Source organism: Serratia bockelmannii, from assembly GCF_008011855.1.
Taxonomy (GTDB): domain Bacteria; phylum Pseudomonadota; class Gammaproteobacteria; order Enterobacterales; family Enterobacteriaceae; genus Serratia; species Serratia bockelmannii.
Genome location: NZ_VOUX01000012.1, coordinates 1 through 1409 on the forward strand (window position 1 = coordinate 1; position 1409 = coordinate 1409).

Below are 1409 nucleotides of genomic sequence, written 5' to 3' on the forward strand. Positions count from 1 at the left end.
AATTCGCTACGGTCTGCAAGGAACGTTTCGGTATCGAAGCTTTTCAAATCCATATACACAAGGACGAAGGATACATGAATGCAAAGCAGTGGACACCGAACCTTCACGCCCATATAGTTTTCGATTGGACGCAGCCGAACGGGAAGAGTGTGCGTTTATCGCGTGATGACATGGCAACACTCCAAACCATAGCATCTGAAGCACTGGGCATGGAACGTGGCGTTTCTTCTGACCGCAAACACCTATCGGCTATGCAGTATAAGACCGAATGTGCAAAAGAACAGCTTCAGGAACTATCCAACGATATATCCAGTGCGTTAGACAAGCATAAGGACGTACAAAACCAGCTTCTTCAGTTTCAGAAAGAACTACGTTCCATTGAAACAAAGAAAAACGTTCAAAAACTCATTTCTAAGGCTTCAGAGAAGTTTTACGGCTTGATTTGAAAAACAGTCAACGATAGGGAAAAGGATGCCTTAAAAGCCAAAGTAAAGGCTTTAGAGGGGGAAAATGAACAGCTATCCGATAGACTGGGAAAGGCTATACTTGAAAAAGAGCAAAACGGCACAAAGGCATTCAAAGCCGAGAGTGACAAGGAGTATTATAGACAACAAATGGACAACGCAAGGACAACCAGTAACCGATTAAGGACGGAGAACCAAGAACTAAAGACCGAAACCAAGGAATTAAAAAAAGAACTTGGTAAAATGAAAGACTTATTCGATTCCGAACAATTAAATGCATTAAAACACCGCTTCCCTAACATTTCAAACGCCATGAACGAAGGGAAAGAACTACTTAAACAAAATACACCAAAGTTGGGTGGAAGGGGAATATAACCCCCCCCGCCCCCAAAGGGGGAGCGACCAAACGGCAGCACTCACTCAATGGAGTGTTACGCCGTTCGGATTCAGAAGAAATTTTGTAGGGTTCGGAAAACGGTTGTGTGCTTATTCTAAAAAAAAGTTTATGGTGTGGCGCTCGTCGGGACGGGTGGTCCCGCCCCTTGCCGCTGGGCGCTCCCCGACCGATGATTTTTAAGTAGCTGATTTTGTGTTGTTTTGGGGTATATTAAGAACTATAAGAAACAACATAAGCTAAGTGACTGATAATCAATATAGGCTAGTTCACACTGTATGAACTGCCAGTTCAATCTAGCTTGAACTCAGAGTTCAATAAATCATGTTAAAAATCGAACTACGTGTCTATTTTTGTTGGATTAACAGTTTATATTTGTAGGCGAAAAATCGAACTAATAGAACAATATACCATGGCAAAAAACGAACTAAAATTATCCGACTTCCAAAGGAATAAGGAAAATCCATTCATGAAACAAGCAATAGAAGATATTGAAAATCACGTTGTTAAAAAATATAAGAGCAGTACGGGAAGTGACAAAAAAGCAGTTG

Annotated in this window: 1 pseudogene; it reads left to right on the forward strand. The window is 41.3% G+C overall.

Going from position 1 to position 1409, the window contains the following annotated elements:
- Positions 1-446, forward strand: a pseudogene (locus FOT55_RS25595) (plasmid recombination protein); the annotation flags it as partial.
- Positions 447-1409 lie beyond the last annotated feature (963 nt).